Source organism: Bacteroides sp. MSB163 (genome assembly GCF_036416795.1).
Taxonomy (GTDB): domain Bacteria; phylum Bacteroidota; class Bacteroidia; order Bacteroidales; family Bacteroidaceae; genus Bacteroides; species Bacteroides maternus.
The window spans coordinates 4,942,840-4,963,617 of the sequence record NZ_CP143867.1 but is presented as its reverse complement, the minus strand read 5'-3'; the positions used below and the strand labels follow the sequence as shown (position 1 = coordinate 4,963,617).

The 20,778-nt window shown below is 38.5% G+C and carries 19 protein-coding genes and 1 pseudogene; 16 read left to right on the top strand and 4 right to left on the bottom strand.

Annotated elements, in window-relative coordinates:
- Positions 1–43 precede the first annotated feature (43 nt).
- The gene (locus VYM24_RS19255; RefSeq protein ID WP_291551491.1) at positions 44–667 is read right to left on the bottom strand and encodes a BT4734/BF3469 family protein; all 624 of its coding nucleotides are present in this window, start codon (positions 665–667) and stop codon (positions 44–46) included.
- A 54-nt stretch (positions 668–721) separates the two neighbouring features.
- Positions 722–1,141 (bottom strand): hypothetical protein, encoded by a 420-nt coding sequence (locus VYM24_RS19250; RefSeq protein ID WP_291551493.1) that lies wholly within the window; start codon positions 1,139–1,141, stop codon positions 722–724.
- A gap of 593 nt (positions 1,142–1,734) precedes the next feature.
- Here VYM24_RS19250 and VYM24_RS19245 point away from each other — a divergent pair.
- The 16 genes and pseudogenes from VYM24_RS19245 to VYM24_RS19170 form a co-directional block, all read left to right on the top strand.
- Positions 1,735–2,271, top strand: coding sequence for a UpxY family transcription antiterminator (locus VYM24_RS19245; RefSeq protein ID WP_291551494.1), 537 nt, complete (start codon positions 1,735–1,737; stop codon positions 2,269–2,271).
- A 56-nt stretch (positions 2,272–2,327) separates the two neighbouring features.
- Positions 2,328–2,816 carry a UpxZ family transcription anti-terminator antagonist gene (locus tag VYM24_RS19240; protein WP_291551496.1) on the top strand — a complete coding sequence of 163 codons (489 nt, stop codon included), beginning with the start codon at positions 2,328–2,330 and terminating at the stop codon, positions 2,814–2,816.
- 30 nt (positions 2,817–2,846) lie between these two features.
- Positions 2,847–3,386: a dTDP-4-dehydrorhamnose 3,5-epimerase gene (gene rfbC / locus VYM24_RS19235; RefSeq protein ID WP_291551498.1), complete on the top strand. Its 540-nt coding sequence runs from the start codon at positions 2,847–2,849 to the stop codon at positions 3,384–3,386.
- A gap of 183 nt (positions 3,387–3,569) precedes the next feature.
- The gene (locus VYM24_RS19230; protein ID WP_291551500.1) at positions 3,570–4,622 is read left to right on the top strand and encodes an NAD-dependent epimerase; all 1,053 of its coding nucleotides are present in this window, start codon (positions 3,570–3,572) and stop codon (positions 4,620–4,622) included.
- 21 nt (positions 4,623–4,643) lie between these two features.
- Positions 4,644–5,957 carry a UDP-glucose dehydrogenase family protein gene (locus VYM24_RS19225; RefSeq protein ID WP_330940672.1) on the top strand — a complete coding sequence of 438 codons (1,314 nt, stop codon included), beginning with the start codon at positions 4,644–4,646 and terminating at the stop codon, positions 5,955–5,957.
- An 88-nt stretch (positions 5,958–6,045) separates the two neighbouring features.
- Positions 6,046–7,149 carry a glycosyltransferase gene (locus VYM24_RS19220; RefSeq protein ID WP_291551503.1) on the top strand — a complete coding sequence of 368 codons (1,104 nt, stop codon included), beginning with the start codon at positions 6,046–6,048 and terminating at the stop codon, positions 7,147–7,149.
- Positions 7,143–8,480 (top strand): O-antigen polymerase, encoded by a 1,338-nt coding sequence (locus tag VYM24_RS19215; protein ID WP_299092818.1) that lies wholly within the window; start codon positions 7,143–7,145, stop codon positions 8,478–8,480. Before VYM24_RS19220 ends, VYM24_RS19215 begins: the two co-directional genes overlap by 7 nt.
- On the top strand, positions 8,458–9,888 hold the full coding sequence (locus tag VYM24_RS19210; RefSeq protein WP_330940671.1) for an MATE family efflux transporter: 1,431 nt from the start codon (positions 8,458–8,460) through the stop codon (positions 9,886–9,888). Before VYM24_RS19215 ends, VYM24_RS19210 begins: the two co-directional genes overlap by 23 nt.
- Positions 9,885–11,057 carry a glycosyltransferase gene (locus tag VYM24_RS19205; protein WP_330940670.1) on the top strand — a complete coding sequence of 391 codons (1,173 nt, stop codon included), beginning with the start codon at positions 9,885–9,887 and terminating at the stop codon, positions 11,055–11,057. The genes VYM24_RS19210 and VYM24_RS19205 overlap by 4 nt, the downstream gene beginning before the upstream one ends.
- A gap of 4 nt (positions 11,058–11,061) precedes the next feature.
- Positions 11,062–11,985: a WaaS/CpsH family glycosyltransferase gene (locus tag VYM24_RS19200; protein WP_299092812.1), complete on the top strand. Its 924-nt coding sequence runs from the start codon at positions 11,062–11,064 to the stop codon at positions 11,983–11,985.
- Positions 11,986–12,113: 128 nt separating this feature from the next.
- Positions 12,114–12,722, top strand: coding sequence for a sugar transferase (locus VYM24_RS19195; RefSeq protein WP_291551603.1), 609 nt, complete (start codon positions 12,114–12,116; stop codon positions 12,720–12,722).
- Between the two features lie 11 nt (positions 12,723–12,733).
- Entirely contained in the window at positions 12,734–13,375 is a 642-nt protein-coding gene (locus VYM24_RS19190) for an acetyltransferase (RefSeq protein ID WP_330940669.1), read from the top strand.
- A gap of 134 nt (positions 13,376–13,509) precedes the next feature.
- Positions 13,510–14,649, top strand: coding sequence for a DegT/DnrJ/EryC1/StrS family aminotransferase (locus VYM24_RS19185; RefSeq protein ID WP_330940668.1), 1,140 nt, complete (start codon positions 13,510–13,512; stop codon positions 14,647–14,649).
- A gap of 143 nt (positions 14,650–14,792) precedes the next feature.
- Positions 14,793–15,083 carry a nucleotidyltransferase family protein gene (locus VYM24_RS19180; protein ID WP_291551519.1) on the top strand — a complete coding sequence of 97 codons (291 nt, stop codon included), beginning with the start codon at positions 14,793–14,795 and terminating at the stop codon, positions 15,081–15,083.
- Positions 15,067–15,477, top strand: coding sequence for a HepT-like ribonuclease domain-containing protein (locus VYM24_RS19175; protein ID WP_291551521.1), 411 nt, complete (start codon positions 15,067–15,069; stop codon positions 15,475–15,477). Before VYM24_RS19180 ends, VYM24_RS19175 begins: the two co-directional genes overlap by 17 nt.
- Positions 15,478–15,659: 182 nt before the next feature.
- Positions 15,660–16,616 (top strand): annotated as a pseudogene (locus VYM24_RS19170) (AAA family ATPase); the annotation flags it as partial.
- A gap of 65 nt (positions 16,617–16,681) precedes the next feature.
- Here the strand turns inward: VYM24_RS19170 and VYM24_RS19165 are convergent.
- Complete coding sequence (locus VYM24_RS19165; protein WP_291551524.1) at positions 16,682–17,467, bottom strand: N-acetylmuramoyl-L-alanine amidase-like domain-containing protein; 786 nt, start codon at positions 17,465–17,467, stop codon at positions 16,682–16,684.
- An 88-nt stretch (positions 17,468–17,555) separates the two neighbouring features.
- Positions 17,556–20,771, bottom strand: a complete 3,216-nt coding sequence (locus tag VYM24_RS19160; protein WP_299092805.1) for a glycoside hydrolase family 2 TIM barrel-domain containing protein — start codon at positions 20,769–20,771, stop codon at positions 17,556–17,558.
- Positions 20,772–20,778 lie beyond the last annotated feature (7 nt).

Here is a 20,778-nt window from a genome sequence, read left to right as displayed (position 1 = left end):
AGTTTTTAAGTTGTTAAGTTTTTGAATTGTCAACTGTCAATTGTCAACTGTCAATTCTTCTCATCAACGCTTCCGGGTCATGGCACAGGAAACAGGAGCGTACGAGGTCTTTTCCTGAGGTATCCACTCCTTTTCCCGGTTGCGGATGGTCGGTGTCGTACATGCAGTGTACATAGCTCATCGCCCAGCGGATTCCATCTGTGGCGCTTTGTCCGGGTGCGCAGGGTACGAAGGCTTTCACGCCCTTTCCGGTGGGACTGATGAACACTAACACGGGGTGTAGATAGGGATCTTCGAATAGTAGTTGGCGCAGTTTTCGGGCTTCCTCATTGGATTCGAGATGGTCTACGTCCACTACTACGAGTCCGGACGTTTCTTCTATACAGTCGCTCCTACGTCGGGTGAAGACTCCGCATGGGGTCACGTAGGGCAGTGTCTGCTGCTTCAATAGGCGGCAGACACTGTCGTCACCCTGCTGTACGGCGTTTCGTACATCGAGAGTGAGCGCGGCAAGTTTCGCGTTTGAAGTGACTAACTTGTATACTTCGCTGAGTTCCACTGTGCGTAGTGGAGTCAGTGTGGCGTTTTTTACGATCCTTCCTGTTGTTTTGTCCTTTATCGGAGAGATAGGGGGCATGAATAGTGACATTCTAAAAGAGTTTTCCATTGCGTTGCTTTTTAAATTTCGTGCAAAGGTCGCCTCTTTCTTTGGAATGAACTATTATGGATTTAATTTCACGTCATATCCATAAGGATCTATGTTTGCCGTATCTTCCTGTTTTATCACTGCCCACACTTTTCTTAGCTCTGTTCTTAAACTGCTTAATTTCAGTGGAGTATCTCTTCCTTTATCCTGTTTTAATATATTTCCACTTGCGAATAAATGTGCTGCTAAATCATTGATTGTTTTGATTCCAAGTCCTCTATAAGCCCCTAATTTGAAGGCTCTGAGTATGCCTACGTATGCATAGGTGTTAATTCCGAAATACTTCCGTTCAGCCAGCCATTCTTCCTCAATTATGCTGACATTACTCACTGTTTTTCTACTTGTATTTCTTTGATTTACAATATTGTATGTCTTGTCTGTCTTATTTATTTGGGTATGCCATTTAAGTTTTTTGTTTTTCTTTATACTTTCCATTTGATTTACATATTGATTGCTTATTAACTGATATTTGCAATGTTTAAAAAGATACAAAAGTATAAGATAAAGATGAAGGGTGAAAATCGATTATGCAATAAGTGAAAAAAAAAGTCACTTTTTTGATGGTAAGTTGCTGATCTATAGTTGTTTTATACGTAATTCTTGGGAGTGCCCAAAAAACGTTCGTTTAATGTGCACAAAGATAAATGTGTTTTTTTAACTGACAAAATGTTTGATGAAAAATATTTTTATAATACCTGCTTTGTCTATCTAAGTTGTTGAATATAAGTTATAAAGGTTTTATAAAAATATTAGTTAATATCAATTCTTTTTATACCTATCTCAATTCTGGATATTTTAAAAATATTTACGCACATTAAACGAACGATTAAAAGATGATATTTCTATTTAACTAGTTCGTTTATAGCTTTTTACCTTCGAGGTAATGAACTACTGCATAAAATCTGTTGGCAAGAGGGACGCATTGCTTGTCATATTTTACATAAAGCGTTCGCAAGTGATTGAAACTCAGGAGTGTGTAAGGGTTTCGAAGCCCCAAGAGAACACCCTTTTCTGAAATAACCCCTAAAATGGAAGTGGATAAAGAAATCGAAATATGGTATGCGATGCGTGCCACCTACCGTAGAGAGCCAGATGCTATGCGTCTACTTGAAAAAGAGGGGATAGGCTGTTTTGTTCCTATGCAATATAAGATCAGCATAAAGAAAGGGAAGAAGGTTCGTGCCTTGGTTCCGGTGATCCATAACTTGCTTTTTGTTCATGCCCGCCCTTCTGATGTGAAGCGTATAAAATCTCAGGTAACTTATTTGCAATATATCACCGATACCCGTAGCGGTCAAAAGATTATCATCTCGGACAGCGAGATGCAGCGGTTCATTGCCGTTGCCGGTACCTATAATGACCATCTTCTGTATTTCCAGCCTGATGAACTGAACCTGTCTAAAGGTACTAAAGTTCGTGTCACAGGTGGTGATTTCGAGGGTCAGGAAGGAATTTTCCTGAAAGTGAAAGGTGCGCGTGATCGCCGTGTGGTTGTCGAGATACAAGGCGTCATCGCTGTTGCCATGGCTACTATCCACCCGGATCTTATAGAAGTCATCAAATAGTTGACGGTCGGCCATTGCTTTTGGGATGGCTGATAAATCATAAATCATAAATCATTATGTCTCTTTCTGAAGAAATAGCTGTCCTTCAGCGTGCGGCGCACGATCTGATGTATTTGGGTATGGACGGGAGTCCTGTCTATAGCGACGATCTTTCCCGTCGTAATGGCGAGGTTTATCGCCTGACCACGGCATTGTATAATTCCGGTGTAAAAGGCTCCACAGTTGAAGAACAGGCGGATGTTTGTCTTGCTCTCTTGATGGGTTATAGTGCTTCCTTCGTTGATCATGGTGAAAAACAGAAACATGTTCAGGAAGTGTTGGATCGTTGCTGGGATATCCTCGATACTCTTCCCGCTTCGTTATTAAAACTTCGCTTGCTCACTGCTTGCTATGGTGAAGTGTTCGATGAGTCTTTAGCTGACGAGGGGCGTGCCATTATCGCTTCTTGGGATTCATCATCGCTCACAGTTGAACAAATGGAAGCTGCCGAGGAGTTTCAAAATGCGGTCAATAATCCTTATCCGTGGGAATATGTTGATGAATAAAATGCCTCTACATATATCTTTTGAAACAATATGGAAGTTATAAAAACATTAATAGAGGGCGTTGTCATCATTGAACCTCGTCTTTTTAAAGATGATCGCGGTTACTTTTTTGAATCCTTCAACCAAAGAGAATTTGAAGAAAAAGTTTGTAAGACGACGTTTGTGCAGGATAATGAATCCAAATCGTCTTATGGTGTCATTCGTGGTTTGCATTTTCAGAAACCGCCTTTTGCTCAGAGCAAGTTGGTGCGCGTAGTGAAAGGAGCTGCTTTGGATGTTGCTGTGGATATTAGAAAAGGTTCTCCGACTTTCGGACAGCATGTAGCTGTAGAGCTTACAGAAGAAAATCATCGTCAGTTCTTTATCCCCAGAGGCTTTGCACATGGTTTCAGTGTGTTGAGTGAGGAAGTGATATTTCAATATAAGTGTGATAATTTTTATGCTCCGGAAAGTGAAAGTGCTTTGGCGTGGGATGATCCGGATTTGGGAATTGATTGGAGGATACCAATAGATAAGATTCTTTTGAGTGAAAAGGATAACAGGCATCCTAGGTTGGTAGAGATTGGATGAATATTTCAATATTTAATCAAATAAAAGTAAGTGCTCAAATTAGGTACTGGGAGTGTGTGTCTTTGTTGCGAACTTAAAATTAAATTCGATATATAGTAATGGATGTGTTGGAAGATTTTGTTTTTTTAGACTGAGTCGAATCATTGCCCCAGTGCATATTGATTAATGGTATAAATGAGATAAATGAAAATTTTAGTTACTGGTTCTGTTGGTTTTATAGGCTCCTACGTATGTAAACAATTGCTTTCTAGGGGAGATGAAGTAGTTGGTTTGGATAATATAAATAGTTATTATGATGTCGATTTGAAATATGGCCGTTTAGAGACTTTAGGCATTGATAAAAGTTCTGTTGATTGGTATAAATTTGTCCCAAGTAGTGCATATAAGCATTTTCGGTTTGTCCGTATGAATTTGGAAGACAAACAGGCTATGCAAATGCTTTTTGCCAATGAGCATTTTGACAAGGTTGTAAACCTGGCTGCTCAAGCAGGAGTGCGTTATTCCATAGAGAACCCGTATGCTTATGTAGAAAGTAATATAGATGGTTTCTTGAATGTGTTGGAAGGTTGCCGGCATTATCAGGTGAAACATTTGATTTATGCCAGTTCCAGTAGTGTTTATGGTTTGAATGGGAAGGTTCCTTTTTCGGAAAAAGACAGTATAGCGCATCCTGTGAGTCTTTATGCAGCGACAAAGAAATCAAATGAATTAATGGCTCATACTTACAGCCATTTATATGGTATTCCTTCTACCGGTTTACGGTTCTTTACGGTTTATGGTCCTTGGGGGCGTCCGGATATGTCACCTTTCCTTTTTGCCGATGCTATGTTGCACGGGAGGCCGATAAAGGTTTTCAATAATGGAGATATGCTGCGCGATTTCACTTATATTGATGATATCGTTGAAGGGATTCTTCGTGTAATAGACCACATTCCTGTTCCTGATATTGACTGGAGTGCCCAGGCTCCTGATCCCAGTTCTTCTACTGCTCCTTACAAAATATATAATATCGGTAATTCACATCCTGTGAAGCTTATGGACTTTATCCACGCTATAGAAGAAGCGATAGGCCGTCCGGCTGAGAAGATATATCTTCCGATGCAGCCGGGAGACGTTTATCAAACGAATGCGGATACTTCGGCTTTGCAGGATGAGTTAGGGTTTAAGCCTGATAAGCCGATTAAAGAGGGAGTTCAGGAGACGATAGACTGGTATCGTTCTTTTTATCAATTGTAATTAAAAGTGAACTAAGATAGTATGAAAATAGCAATAGTTGGTACCGGCTATGTCGGTTTGGTGACAGGTACCTGTTTTTCGGAAATGGGGATTGACGTGACTTGTGTGGATGTGCAGGACAGTAAGATAGAAAATCTGAAGAAAGGTATTATTCCCATTTATGAGCCGGGCTTGGAAGATATGGTTCATCGTAACTATACTGCGGGCCGTCTGAAATTTACAACGGACTTGAAGGAGTGTCTGGATGATGTAGAGGTTATGTTTAGTGCAGTTGGTACTCCTCCTGATGAGGATGGCAGTGCTGATTTGAAATATGTACTGGAAGTTGCGCGTACTATTGGATGCAATATGAATAAGTATGTACTGGTTGTAACTAAGAGTACGGTTCCTGTGGGTACCGCACAAAAGGTAAAGTCTGCCATTCAGGAAGAACTTGACAAGCGTAATGTAAAGATAGAGTTTGATGTGGCTTCCAATCCCGAGTTTCTGAAAGAAGGTGATGCGGTAGATGATTTTATGAAGCCCGACCGTGTGGTGGTAGGTGTGGAATCGGAAAAGGCCAAGGCTATAATGGAGCGTCTTTACAAGCCTTTTATGATGAATAATTATCGGTTGATATTTACTGATATTCCGAGTGCGGAAATGATAAAGTATGCTGCTAATTCTATGTTGGCTACACGGATTAGCTTTATGAATGATATCGCTAACCTCTGTGAGCTGGTTGGTGCTGATGTGAATATGGTTCGCAAAGGTATTGGTGCGGATAGTCGTATTGGCAGTAAATTTTTGTATCCCGGTTGTGGATATGGTGGCTCTTGTTTTCCGAAGGATGTGAAGGCGTTGATAAAGACTGCGGAAAAGAATGGTTATCCGATGCGTGTTTTGAAGGCTGTTGAAGAGGTGAATGAGAGACAAAAGAGTATTCTTTTTGATAAATTGCTGAAGCATTATAATGGAGACTTGGAAGGTAAGCAAATCGCTTTATGGGGTTTGGCTTTCAAGCCTGAAACGGATGATATGAGAGAGGCTCCGGCATTGGTTTTGATTGATAGGTTGATAGAGGCTGGTGCAAGCGTGAAGGTTTATGATCCGATTGCGATGGATGAATGTAAGCGTAGGATAGGGGATAAGGTTGTCTATGCTACGGATATGTATGATGCGGTATTGGATGCGGATGCGTTGCTGTTGGTGACGGAGTGGAAGGAGTTTAGGATGCCGAGTTGGGGGGTGTTGAAGAAGACGATGAGGCAGGCAGTGGTGGTTGATGGACGAAATATCTATGAAAAGAGAGAAGTGATGGAGGTTGGAATATATTATTTTTGTATAGGTAAATAGACTCCACTTTTATATCTGTTTATAGATTCTGTTTGCAATATTTGGTATTATAGTTTACATTTTAAATATGTCATAAATATAATCAGTAATGCGTATTTTACATTATTTATATGGTTTGAATATAGGAGGGGTTGAAACTACTCTGACGAATTTGCTTCCCTTTTTGGATTCAAACGAATTTCAAATAGATTTTTGTATACAAAATTCGGATATTACTAATATACATTTAAGGGAGATGATTGATAAACGTGGAGGTAAAATATTTGTTTTACCGCCTTTCTTCAAGCATCCACTTGAGCATAAAAGACAATTAGGAAAATTATTAGACAAAGGATACGACTGTATACATATTCATGCGAATGCCCTTTTGAATACGACACCAATTATTGAAGCGCATTCCAGAAATATAAATATCATCCTTCATTCAAGGAATACCCAAAATAATGTAGGGGGTATTATAGGAAAGTGTCTTCACTACTATAATCGTTATAAAATAAAGAATGTTCCCTATAAATGTTTTGCTTGCGGTCCCGAGGCAGGAATATGGATGCATGGGAACAAGGCATTTGAAGTTATAGACAACGGAGTTGATAGCAAAACATTTGTTTTTCCTCAAAAAGTATTTGAAGAATTAAAAACTAAATTGGGTATAAAAGCTAAGATAATTGGACATGTTGGCCGGTTTGTAGAGGCGAAAAATCACGTTTTTATATTAGAACTTTTCAGCCGATATTTTAAACTTCATGGTGATGTAAGTCTTGTTTTGGTGGGGGACGGGCCATTACTGGAAAAAATGAAAGAATATGCATCTAAGTTAGGTATATCGGAGCAAGTGCATTTTTTAGGGAGTCGAAGCGATGTCAAATGTCTTTTGGGTATTTTTGATAGTTTCTTATTTCCGTCAAAATTTGAAGGGCTTCCCAATGCGATTGTTGAGGCGCAAGCAGCTGGGCTTCGGATAGTTACATCTACTGTCGTAACGCGAGCCGTTGATGTGACAGGTAATGTCCGTTTTTTAGACTTAAACGCTCCATTGGAAGATTGGATAAAGGCAATAGACTGGTCATTGCAGGATTACGATCGTGAAAAAGCAAGGCGGAAAATTGAAAATACCAAGTTTGATATTAGTTTATCTGCTGATAAACTGAAGGCGATATATAGACAACTAAAAAAGGGAAATCGGGTATGTTAGCATTAGTACTAATGCTTTTTTTATTGACTATTTTTGCACTTGTTTCATCTAATTGCGATCCTATGGCTCCATTTCCATTGGTATGTGAGTCTTTTCTTCTTACTTCTTTAATAGCTTTGTCTAATGTTATTGGTACTCCGGTTGACATAAGCTTTGAAACGTCCTTATTCATAGTAAGTGCGCTAGCAGCATTTGCCCTTTCGTTCTTTTTGGGTAGTGCTTATAGTACCACGATTGCAGGAAAACAGTATAGTAACTATATGGTGATTTTGCGCTTGCCTAAAAAGAAAATCACATTTATTTATCTTATATTTTGTGTTTTCATATTGTATTTGGGAATTCAAAATGCAATGAGTACAGCTCTTTCAGTTAGCATAAATGCTGATTATAGCAATATGATGGAATATAATAGGGCTGCTTCGGTTCATGGTACGATAGAGTCTAGAAATATGGCATTAACGCTTGTCTCATTTTTCGTTCAAGTAAGTGGTTACTTTTATTCCTATTTTTTGATTCAGAAAATTGTAATCGGAGAAGAAAAGGTCGGTACGTCACTGTTGCAGAGTAAATTGGAAATGATTGTTATTCTTGTTTCTTTGCTCGTTAGTGCATTGGGATCAGGACGTACCTTTATGCTTCAATATATTTGTTTTGTTTTTATTGTCGCTTATTACCTTAATATATTCAAAAGTAAAAGGACTCGATTGAGCTTAAATCGTCTTTTTAGTGTGATTAAAAGGATGTTTCTAGCATTTGTTATATTTTTTACAGTGTTCCAAACATTGGGCCTTTTGACAGGAAAAACTGGAAAATCCTCGTGGGATGAGATGCTTTTTGGGTATAGTGGAGCGGCCATAATAGCATTAGATCGGAGTCTTGAAGTATATAAACCTGATAGTAGGTTTTTTGGAGAGGAAACATTCTTTGGCTTTTATGGACTTTTAAATGCTTGCGGAATGTCTGTGCCCAATGATATTCATTTTTTGCCATTTGTTTCCGTAGGGAAAGGCAAATCGACTAATATTTATACAGCTCTTAGAACGTATTATTATGACTTTGGTTTAGTTGGTGTGTATATAATAGAGTGTCTAATCGGTTTTTTTGCTGGAATTGCTTATCATTTGTTACGGAAATGGGGCGGACACCCCATATATTTAATGCTTTATTCATTTCTAATTTATGGAATTGCTATGCAAGGAATAGGCGAATGTTTAATTCGTTTTGTTTTGAGTATTAGTCAGTTAGTCTATATTATAATCTTTTCTTTATTGGTGTTATTATACGGAAAACGAACATTATTCACTCAATATGAACATAGGTCAGTTAGGTAGAAATCTAAAAGTTGCCTTTACAGCCCAGATAATATCCCTTGTTCAAAGTTGTGTTGTTACTCTTTTACTTCCCAAATTCTTAGGTGTGGAAGGGTATTCATTTTGGCAGTTATTCATTTTTTACTCTGCTTATGTTGGCTTTTTTCATTGCGGAATAAACGATGGCGTTTATCTTAAATATAGTGGCTTAGATTTTAGCGAAATGAATCGCAATGCTGTTAGCGGGCAGTTTCGCATAGTTGTGATGATACAGATAATTTTTGCAGTAATAATAACCATTATACTGATTCTTGCTCCAATGACATACGAAAGGAGAATCATATTTTTTTTTAGTGTTATCTATATGGTTATTTTCAATTGTTCAATGTATATGGGTTATATCTTTCAAGCTGCAAATCATACACATTGGTATTCTTTTTCTGTGATAATTGACAAACTTTTTTTTCTATTATCTTTAATAGTACTTATTTTATTGGGAATTAGAGATATATACATATTTCTATGTGTTTTTATAGTCGGTTCTTTACTTAATTTATGCTATAGTCTTTATAAAGGTCGCTATTTTCTGTCAAAAATATCAGTGCCATATAAAAAAATATGGCCGGAGTTGAAAGATTCTATAAAGGTTGGAGTCACTCTAATGCTATCTGGAATAGCTTCTTTGCTGATTGCGGGAATCGACCGATTTTTTATAGATAGCCATTGGGGTATTATTGTTTTTGGTAAAGTTTCTTTGGCTCTTTCTCTTACTGCGTTTGCTCTTGTCTTTATCCGGCAGGTTTCAATGGTTTTCTCCCCGGCTCTGCGATGTACATCAGATGACGGAAAGTTATATGCTTACATTAATATGTTCCGATTTTGCTTTTTCTTAATGCCGTGGATATATTTTCTGATGATACCGGGCAAATGGCTGATAAATCTATGGCTACCGAATTATGCAGATAGTGTTGCATATTTAGCAATTCTATTGCCTATGTGCATATTCGATGCTAAGATGAATCTGGTATTTATTACTTACTTTAAGGTATTAAGGCGTGAAAAGGAAATGATGTATGTAAATTATCTTATACTTGCGCTTAGTGTTCTTTTCGGAGTTATTAGCGTCTATGTTTTCAATTCATTGGTGCTGACTCTTATTAGTATGGTTGCTATAGGGGCGATTAGATGTTTTATTTCAGAACAAATTATAGGAAAATTCATGAAAGTAAAAACGATGTCAATGTCGCTATATGAGTTATTGTTTGCAGTATTTCACATTTTTATTTCCTTGTACACTGAGAATTGGATAGTCTTGATATGTGGCTTGGGATTGATACTAATGATACAAAATATTGTTTTCAGAGACTCCTTGAAAAGTCTTTTAAGCGCAACTTATTTTATTATGAAATCTAAATCGGTTCGAAAATGAAAGAATCTAAAAAAAGAATGCTGATCACTGCACCTGACAGTATGATTAGAGCCTTCTTGAAACCTCATATTGAGGCTTTAATTAATGACGGATGGGAAATAGATATAGCATGTTCTGATTATATTGGAGGAGGAGATACGTTACGTAATATTTTTAATGAGAATATCAAATTTTACACAGTTGGTTTAGCGAGAAGCCCTTTCAAGGTTTGTCGTAATCTCAAAGGTTTGCGTGAAGTCAAAGCAATAGTAGATTCAGGCAATTACGACGTGATATGGACACATGGTCCAGTGATGAGTGTAGTAACACGTATAGCTGCGAGAGAAGCACGTCGGAAAGGATCTAAAGTGTGGTATTTGGCTCATGGATTCCATTTTTTTAGCGAAGCTCCTCTGATAAATTGGATATTATATTATCCCATTGAGTACATAATGTCTGGATATGTAGATATGCTTATGACAATAAACGAGGAGGACTATACAAGAGCATTAAAATTTAAGGCTCGGAATGTTAGAAAAATTCATGGAATAGGATTGGATGTGAAGAAATTCATAGACCATATTTTAAGTGTAGATTTTTATAAGAAATTAAGAAAATCAATCGGAATATCAGATGATGACGTCATGATTCTCTCTGTCGGTAAGCTTAAAATTCATAAGAATCAGAAGGTTATTATAAAGGCTATTGCTAAATGCGATCTAAATAATGTTCATTATGTTGTGTGTGGTAAAGGACCTGACAAAACAAAACTTGAGCTTCTTGCCTCTAGTCTGAACATAAGGCAAAAGGTGCATTTTTTAGGTTTTAGAAAAGATATAGCTGATTTATGTAGAGTGGCCGATATATTTGTTCATCCGTCAGTTAGAGAAGGTTTGGGTATTGCTCCTTTGGAAGCTATGGCATCCGGGCTTCCATTGATAAGCTCAACCGTTGGAGGAATAAAAGACTATGCCCATGATGGTGAAACAGGATTTTGCTTATCTCCGTATGACGTGGATGGATTTGCAAAAGCTTTAATGATACTTATTTCAGATAAATCTCTGCGTAGAACTTTTGGTGAGCATAATGCAAAAGTAGCCATGCGCTATGACATTGAATGTGCGAAAACGGTGATTCTTAGTACTGCTCGTGAGCTATTAAACGAAAAGTTAGGTAAAGTAAATCAATAATTCTATGATTCATAGTTCATCGCGTTCTACAATCTTGATGCTTTGGCCCAGTTTATCTGATGACTTTCCAAAGTACATAAATCAGAATTTCCCGAATTTAGTTGATCATGAGCCTCTTTATGGTTCTTGTGGTCTTTTGAAGAGAGCTAAACGATATGTTCTTTCTGTCTGTGGCCTATCCACTAAATCCTATTTAAGTAGTTGGATTGATAGATTAAACTCCTATCAAAGTATTATCATAAATGCAAACGTTATTAATAGCACTGTTCCAGCGACCCTAAGAAAGATAGGTTATAGAGGAAGAATAATATATTGGTATTGGAATCCTGTAGACGGGAAAACATCTCCGAAGCCGTCCAAATCACTGAGGAAGCATAGCGAGTTATGGAGTTTTACTCAATCTGACTGTATACGATACAATTTGAGATTTAATTCTACTTACTATTTTATGAACCCTGAGTCTGTGACAACCAACAATGGAACAATTTATTTTGTTGGACGCGACAAAGGTCGTTATGAGGAGTTATGCACTCTTAAATCGAAAATAGAACAATTGGGAATTAAAACTGATTTTCATATAATTGCGGATAAAAAAAGTCCAAAAGGAAATAATTATTCGCCTTTTATTGCCTATTCAGATGTAATTGCGATTATAAAAAAATCTGGTGCAATATTGGAAATATTACAGGAAGGTCAAGAGGGGTATTCATTAAGAGTGATGGAAAGTCTCTTTTTTAACAAGAAATTGATTAGCAATAATCCTCTTCTAAAATATGCCCCATTCTATAACTCGAATAACATTTTTATTATAGATAATTCGAATTTAGAAGGATTAGCAGATTTTATGTCTCGTCCTTTTGTTCAGGTGAAGAGTGGGTTTATAGATTATTATCGATTCGATAATTGGCTCAGTAGATTTGAAATGTAAGCACTTGCTTTAGGCTTTTTTAAAAAGATTTACTTTTTGTGCTTTTATTAGAATCTTCACTAATCATTGCTCAATACAAGCTGTCAATATCATATCTGTTTTCAACTTCTACTCATAATCGTTTTATTATGTACTCCTGTTTTTTCAAACGAGGAATAGACTTCATTCTTGCGTTTTGTGTATTGTCCATCATCTGGCCAATACTGTTGTTTATCACCCTTTGGCTACACTTTGCCAATAAGGGTGCAGGTGCTTTCTTTTGGCAGGATCGTCCGGGCCAGTCAGGTAAGATTTTTAAAGTTATCAAATTTAAAACGATGACTGACGAATGTGACGAAGATGGTAATTTATTACCGGATGAGAAACGTTTGACTAAAATAGGAAAGTTTGTACGTTCTACTTCTATTGATGAATTACCGCAATTGCTTAATGTATTGAAAGGTGATATGGCTTTGGTTGGTCCTCGTCCTTTGAGAACATATTATTTACCTTTATACTCTAAAGAACAGATGAGACGCCATGAAGTACGTCCAGGAATAACTGGCTGGGCACAGATTAATGGAAGAAATAATTTGAGTTGGACAAAAAAGTTTGAACTGGATGTTTGGTATGTAGATCATTGTTCTTTTTATTTAGATATGAAAATTGCATTTGCTACAATAAGAAAAGTTTTTATTAAGGAAGGGATATCAAAAGAGGGAGAGGCTACTACTGTGCCTTTTAACGGGCATAATTAAAGGAAAAGAATATGAAAAGTGTTATTATTGGTGCAGGCACTTATGGAGAAGTCTATTTAGCTTATCTTCAAGAAGCTGGTATTGAAATTGTAGGTTTTTTGGATGACGATCCTAGGTATATCAACCAAAAGGTATATGGCATTCCTGTGTTGGGGAAATTGGATTTTCTTGCTTGTTTGAAAGATGAATATGATGTTGAAGCTGTTTATTGTCCTTTAGGAAATAATAAATTGCGGGTTGAAATATTAAAATGTGCGTTAAGTCTGGGATATGAGGTTCCTAATTTTATTCATTCTACAGTGGTGCTTTCTCCTAATGTTAAAATTGGAGATAAGGGGATATATATTCTTCCTAAAACGGTAATTATGCCTTGGTGTAACATACATGACTTTGTAATGATGAGCGTTAATAGTGTAGTTTCTCATCATACTATTTTAGAAGAAGGAGTATTTCTTTCCTTTGGAGTAAATTTTGGTGCTTCAATTATTGCACATAAGTATGCTTATATAGGCATTAGTGCTACTGTAATAACTGGTGTACATGAATTAGGAGAAAACTGTCTTATTGGTGCTGGTGCCGTAGTTATTAAAGATGTACCAACAAATGCTGTAATGGCAGGTATACCTGCAAAAGTTTTAAAATATAGGGAATAGATATTTATAAATTCCTAATGATTGTTTTGAAATTGGGTAAGTTGTTGTGTTGGTTATTTATCCCTTATTACCTAAGGTCGAAATAACTCTTTTTTACTTCTTGATATTGTTTCTTTTTTAATCATAATAATTTAATGGACAAGAGAATTTATCTTTGCCTTGCTCACATGAGCGGCAAGGAGCAGGCTTTTATAAAGGAAGCTTTCGATACTAACTGGGTTGTTCCTTTAGGCCCCAATGTGAATGCTTTCGAAGATGAACTGAAACATTTTGTGGGACAGGATAAGGAGGTTGTTGCTTTATCTGCTGGTACGGCAGCTATCCATCTGGGATTAATCCAACTTGGTGTAGGAGCCGGCGACGAGGTGATCTGCCAGTCGTTTACATTCTGTGCGTCAGCCAATCCTGTTGCTTATCAGGGGGCAACTCCTGTATTTATAGACAGTGAGGAGGATACCTGGAATATGGACCCTGTTTTGCTGGAAGAAGCTATCAAAGACAGAATCGCAAAGACAGGTAAGAAGCCGAAAGCTATTCTTCCTGTTCATCTTTACGGTATGCCTGCCAGAATTGATGAGATTTGCGCAATAGCCGCTAAATATGAAATCCCTGTGTTGGAGGATGCTGCAGAGGCTTTGGGTTCTGAGTTCAAGGGCCAGAAGTGCGGTACGTTCGGTACCTTTGGTGTGTTGTCTTTTAATGGTAATAAGATGATCACTACTTCGGGTGGCGGGGCTTTGATTGTTCCTGATGAAAGCGCCAAGAAGCAGACTATGTTTTATGCTACGCAGGCTCGTGAACCTTTCCCTCATTACCAGCATGAAAAGATCGGTTATAATTATCGTATGAGTAATATTTGTGCTGGCATCGGTCGTGGTCAGATGACTGTATTGGATGAGCATATTGCACATCACCGCCATGTACATGCTCTTTACGAGAAGGCTTTTGAAGGTGTGGACGGTATAACGTTGAAATCTAATCCTGATGGTCGTTTCAACGCTAATTATTGGCTTTCTACTATTCTGATAGATCCTGTGAAGACTGGCACAAACTATGATGAAGTCCGCCGTAACCTGGATGAACGGGGAATTGAGACTCGTCCCTTGTGGAAACCTATGCATTTACAACCTGTCTATGCCCATAATCCTTGTTATGTGAATGGCGTTTCTGAACGTTTGTTTAATATGGGTCTATGTATTCCTGCTGGTCCTTGGGTGACGGATGAAGATGTGGCTTATATTGTGGAACAGATAAAAGGATGTTGCAAGAAATAATAGCCGCGAAATATTACAGTTTTATTAAAAAAGCCGGAATGATTCATAGAGCTCATTCCGGCTTTTTTCTTTATGTCTTCTTGTTGATTAAATAATTAGTGTTATATTTGTATTTAGTATTAATAATGGTAGTAAATTAGATTATGAATACATCAGATGCCATTGATATATTGCGGAAATTTAAAGTCAATTTTGCTGATAAATATGGCATAAAGACTTTAGGCCTTTTTGGTTCATTTGCTCGAAAGCAGCAAAAAGAAACGAGTGATTTGGACGTAGTAGTAACTTTGGAAGAGTCGGACTTTTTTACTTTAGTCGCTATTAAGGAGGAATTGGAGAAATTAACTAATTATAAAGTTGATGTCGTCAATTTCAGAGAATCGTTAAGAGAATCATTTAAAACTAACATTTTGAAAGATGCAATATTCGTCTAAAGAAAACGTTATTGAATGCTTGACTATAATTATAGAGAAATCGAATTTAGTAATAGAACGAAATGAAAAAATAACTTCGTTTCATGATTTCTTGAGTTCATCTACTAATATGGAAAAGTTTGATGCTGCGTGTATGCTTATTCAGGTTATTGGTGAAACTGCTCGGAAAATTGATGATTGGACTGTTTCTAAGCTTTTTTCAAATTATCCACAAGTATATTGGAAAGGAGTTTTTGCTTTAAGAAATATTATTTCGCATGAATATGGGAATGTAGATCCGGAAAACATTTTTAAGATCATAAAAATACACTTGCCTGAATTGATTGCTTGTGTAAAGACTATTTTAAAAGACATGGAAACTTGTAAATATAATAATTTGTTTGTTGAAAAATAAGTGTATTATATTAGAAACGTCTAAAGTTTATTTCGTAAGCACTCAATTATAAGCAGTCATTTTAGGCTTTGACAGGTCTAAAATGACTGCTTACATTGTATATGGCGAAATCTTCATCGTCATTCATCTTATTTTTGAAATATAAATCGTACCTTTGTCATACACCAATTAGGCTTTAGTGAATGGAACAGATGCGTAAACTGCCGATAGGCATACAAACTTTTGATAAACTGCGTGAGGTTGTTCCAAGGTTTGGCCATTGAAAAGTTAGAAACCAAATGGGAACAATATCCTGTGTTACATCTTGACTTGAATGCCCGGAAATATGAGACAGCTGCTGATTTGGTAGCTATGCTTAATCAGTATTTAGAAAAGTGGGAATTACTCTATGGTTCAGAGAAAAAAGATCGAAGTCCGGAAGAACGTTTTGCTTATATAATAGAGCAGGCATGTATACAGACAGGAAAACAAGTGGTTATCTTGATTGATGAATATGACAAACCATTAAAGTTTGCCCAAGTAAGCGTGTTCAGTGACTTGAATCAACTGAATGATATCAGTATGAAATCTCCCTATGCAGCACTGTGTGGCATTACCCGAGAAGAGTTGTAGCAGACCTTTCTTCCGGAACTGGAGTGTCTTGTCAAACGGAGAGGGAGATCGTTGCAAGAAGTGATTGATTTAATGGAACGTCAATACGATGGTTATCATTTTCATCCGGAAGGTGCAGGGATGTTCAAACCGTTCAGTGTGTTGAATGCATTTGCTGCGGAAGAATTGGGTTACTATTGGTTTCAGACCGGAACTCCTACTTATTTGGTTGATTTGCTGAAGCAGAGCGATTACGATATACGTCTATTGATAGATGGGGTAGAAGTGTTAGCTTCCGCTTTCTCTGAATATCGTGCAGAATCGAGAAATCCCCTTCCAATGATTTACCAAAGGTTATTTGACTATTAAGGGGTATGATGATGATGTGAAATTGTATACTTTAGGCTTTCCTAATGATGAAGTCCGTTATGGTTTTCTGAATTTTCTGGTGCCCCTACTGTACAAATGTATCTAATGATGAATCCGGTTTTCATATTGCTAAGTTTATGCGTGAATTGAAGAGTGGTGATGTGGGGGCATTCATGGAATAGAATAAAGAAAGGCGATGAAGATCAAATCTTCATCGCCTTTCTTATATATCATATTGGAATTTTTACTTCTTCATTCTCAGCACCCGAATTCCCGTCCAGTTATCATTACTTTGCAGCATCTGCCCCAGAGCAACCTTAGAAACCACCACTTTCTTCTCTTTAGAAGAAGCATGCAACAAACAAAGTTTACCATCAATATAGAAAGCAATGCCCATGTGAGCTACATCCAATCCCGGAGTATTAGTCGTAATGGCAATAATATCTCCATTCTTAATCCAAGGCAGACCGTTGAACGGCAACTGATCTTTGGGAACATAATGAAATTCCTGACCATTCAATGACTTCTCGATCTCTTTCATTTTTGCTACATTTTCCGGAGAATTATTCAACTGTTTATACAGTTCCGGATGAGAAGACATGTAAGAAAGAGAAACTTTCTGGGTGTATGGACTGTAAGTCGTTGTTACGTCTTCCAGGAAACCGTTGCGAATACCATTATTTACCCAGTCTGCAATGTAGTGCAGGCGTGAAGGATAGCCGTTGATTTTTCCATCACGGTAGCGGATCTTCTGCAGGTTGGTAGCAAAATCACCTTCAGCTACCTGTCCGTCTTCGGTAGGAGAGAGGGCCATGGCGAGAGTATATTCTACAAAAGTAGTGCAATCTACTTCATCACAATTGATGATAAGTTCTTCTTCACCATCAGTAACTTCCAACGTGTGTGCTACGTAAGGAATATCCAGAAAATTTATCCCATTGTTCAGCATGGCGTTGTCTTTTTCGTCTGTCTGAGCGCTGACAGTAGCTACACAAAGCGCACTGAGCAGGAGTGTAATCATTGGTTTCATTGTTCTTTTGTTTTTTAATATAAATAAAAAAGGATGTCGCAAAAGTACGACATCCTTTTCATAAATCCTTAATTTGTACAGATTAAATTTAATATTGATAGATTAAATTTTTGTAATCCGCCTTTTTGTCAAATGGCACGATGGAGAAGCCGTATTCAATGGCATTTTCTACACCCGGACGAATCAGATACGGTTCGTGTGCTATAGCTCCCCAACTGTTATCACCACCTACACCCATCATGCGATAGTCAATGAACATATCTACTTGCTTCACTGGCTGCGGATCGGTGAGATGACGATGATTCGTTTGATTTGTACGTGGAGCACCATTGTCGATGGTTTCGCCGCTATCCAGACTTCCAAGCAGATAGTTGGAAGCATTCAGTTCAAACGTACGGTCGGCAATGAAGAGTAAACCGGCTTTTTGTTTAGTGGTGAGTGCACACCAGTAAATATCCGTACGATGCTCATTTTCTTGCGGACGGATGTACGGTTCGTACAAGTTCTTTATCGGAGTAGTATATTCTCCGATAAACTGGGAAGTGCGACGATCACGATAGTTCTCTTCCGGACCACGGCCGTAGTAAGTAAGATCATTGAATGTTTCCGATAATTGCATATGCAAACCTACACGTGGTATCATCGGGGTTTCTGTTCCTGCGGCTACAAAGCGATTATCTACTTTGATAATGCCATTGGCAAATACCTTATAGGTAATTTCCCACTGCGCATCTACCTGCGGAAAACGATAGGTAACCTTTACAATGGACTTGCCGCCATCTTTAGAAACATTGAACGATTCTGCCTTAGGTGTCTGGTAACTGGCCTCGCGCCATGCTTTCAGGCGAGTAGGAAGCTTTGCTCCGTAATCATTATCGGTAGGTGCACGCCAGAAGAAAGGTTGCGGACCTTGACCGTTATGGATATACTCTTGTTTCTTATAGATATAAGAGGTCAGCAAGCCGCTTTGTTTATCAAATGTAGCTTTGAAATCATCACCGCTGAAAACAACCTGTGAAAAGACTTCATCTACTTTAGCGGGATCCATGCGTACCACTTCTTTCTTAAAGAACGGGTGAACATAAGTTTGTTCACGTGCGATTACCGTACCAACCGGTAAGAAAGGTTCTGCATTACGTATGGTTGCATAGAACTCGATGCGTACATCTCCCGTAGTATTCTTTTCTTTAGGAATACCTTGCAGGAATGCACTGGTAGCTGTCTTGCCCGGAGCAGCATTGATATTGTCCATCTGACCTTTATAAATCTCTTTTCCATGATCGCGAACGACATAATGGAAATCATATTTATTTAGATCAGTAAATGAGAAGTCATTGCGTATCTGCACCGTGCAGGTTTGCGGATCGAACTTAATGAATTTAATGTTCTGATAAACCTTACCCATTTCAATAGTCTGGGGCTTTATACTGCGGTCGGGATAAACTACACCATTGATGCAGAAGTTGCCATCGGAAGGAGTTCCGGTATCGCCGTAGTCACCACCATAATTCCAGTATTTGCGTCCGTCGCTGGTCTTGGCGGCAAAGCCTTGATCTACCCAGTCCCAGATGCAACCACCTTGTAATATCGGATATTTCTCAATCACATCCCAATAGTCCTGGAAGTTGCCAAGACTGTTACCCATAGCATGAGCATATTCACACAGGATAAGCGGACGAGTCATTTCCTTATTCTGGGCATACTTTTCAATAGATTGGGGAGAAGAGTACATCGGACAATAAATATCCGTATTCCATTCTAATCCGGCACGTTCGTACTGGATAGGACGGCTATCGAGCATCTTCAGAGTATTATAAGTAACGTAGAAGTTCAGTCCGTTTCCAGCTTCGTTACCCAATGACCAGATGATTACAGACGGATGATTCTTATCGCGTTCGTACATATTCATGGTACGGTCGAGGTGAGCATTCATGAATAACGGATTGTTACCCAAAGTACCACCTACATTGAGGTTATAACCCATACCGTGGCTTTCAATATTTGCTTCATCAATTACGTACATACCATATTGGTCGCAAAGTTCGTAGAAGCGTTCCTGTTGCGGGTAGTGGCAAGTGCGTACGGTGTTCACATTATACTTTTTCCAGAGTTCGAAATCCTTAATCATAAGATCTTCCGGAACGTAATGCCCCGTGTATTCATTATGCTCGTGTACATTCACACCTTTTATAAGGATAGGCACGCCATTTACAAGCAGTTGCTTATCCTTAATCTCTATCGTACGGAAACCTACCTTGCAACTGGTAGCTTCTATTACTTCGCCATTGGTGCGCTTCAGGCTGATGACGAGTGTATAAAGATTAGGCGTTTCAGCTGTCCAATGCTTTACACCACGGAGGGTTTTCTTTGTGAATTCTACTTCATTCTGATCACCTTCCACACGGGTAGAGGATTGGGTTACTTGCTGATCCTGATCATCGAGTAAACGATAGGAAACTACATAAGGAGACTTAATATCACTTTCGTTCGTAAGCTTCACTTTCAGTTGCAGGATACCATCCTTGTAATAAGGATCCAGCGGAGTCTCTACCTTGAAGTCTGCAATATGGATTTTGGGCGTGGCATAGAGATAGATATCGCGCTCTATACCGCTGATGCGCCAAAAGTCCTGACATTCCAGATAATTGGCATCCGAGAAACGGTGTACTTGAATGGCAATCATATTCTTGCCTTTTTTTACCATGGCGGTAACATTGAAGCGGGCAGGAGTTTTAGCATCCTTGCTCATACCTATAAACTTGCCATTCATGTAATAGAAAGCAGCACCGCGCACACCGTCTGCACTGAGGAAGATTTCTTTTCCATCCCAGTCATTACCTACGACGAAATCGCGGCGATACGTACCTGTCGGATTCCAGTCTTTGGGTACATAAGGCGGATTAGGCTTGTCCCAATAAGGTTCATAACCCTTAGAACAGAACTCGTAAGGCTGGTTGACGTAGATCGGAGTACCAAAGCCCTGCAATTCCCAGTTACCCGGCACATTGATGTCTGACCAACGGTTCACCTCAGTACGCACGTTCATGAAGTCTGTGGGACGGTCGGCAAAGTTTTCCACATAGTTGAACTTCCATTTCCCGTTGAGGGATAGGCGGCTGGCTCCGTTCGTCCGGTCGTTGACGATAGCATCTTCTTCGGTGGCATAAGAAGTGAATGTACTCCGGGGAGCCTCCTTGTTGATACTGGTCAACTTCGGATTGGTCAACTGGTCGTAACGGTCTTCCTGTGCCTGAAGGGCCAAGGGTAGCAATGCGAGACAGGTGATAAAAGTCAGTTTTTTCATTGAGTTA